Raw genomic sequence first — 522 nt, forward strand, 5'->3', positions numbered from 1 at the left:
ATATCACAAAAAACAAATATACAAACTCAGAAGTGTAATATTAATAAGCGTAGGATATCTAAGTGGAATATTAGAAGACAATGCCAGTCCATTCAACATAGCAGAACACTTAGAAGTGCCATACTTTACAAAAGAACAAGTATATGATTTACTTTCACAACACGAAACAGAAACAGAACAAATATTCGATGAAAAAGTAAAAGAATTAATATGGCATAACGCAGCAGGACAACCAGGACTAACCAATGGACTTGCATATGACTTAGTAATGAAAAAAGCAAAAGGTGAAAAAATAATAACAGAAAAACATTTTGAAAAAACATTATATGATTATATGAGAGTATATATAGACAAAAACATATCAAATATAATAAACAAAGCGAAAAAAGAAAAAGAATTAATGATGAAAATATTATTTGAACCAAATAATATAGAATTTAATATATATGATGAAAACATAAAATTCTTATATATAAACGGAGTAATAGACAATTGTGAAGGCATATGCTGTGTAAAAGTGCC

The 522-nt window shown here is 27.0% G+C and carries 1 protein-coding gene; it reads left to right on the top strand.

Features of this window, described 5'->3' with window-relative positions:
* The coding region (locus XO12_RS11190; protein ID WP_175420364.1) for an AAA-like domain-containing protein at nucleotides 1-522 on the top strand (522 nt) is incomplete at both ends.

The organism is Marinitoga sp. 1154 (assembly GCF_013363285.1).
Taxonomy (GTDB): Bacteria; Thermotogota; Thermotogae; order Petrotogales; family Petrotogaceae; genus Marinitoga.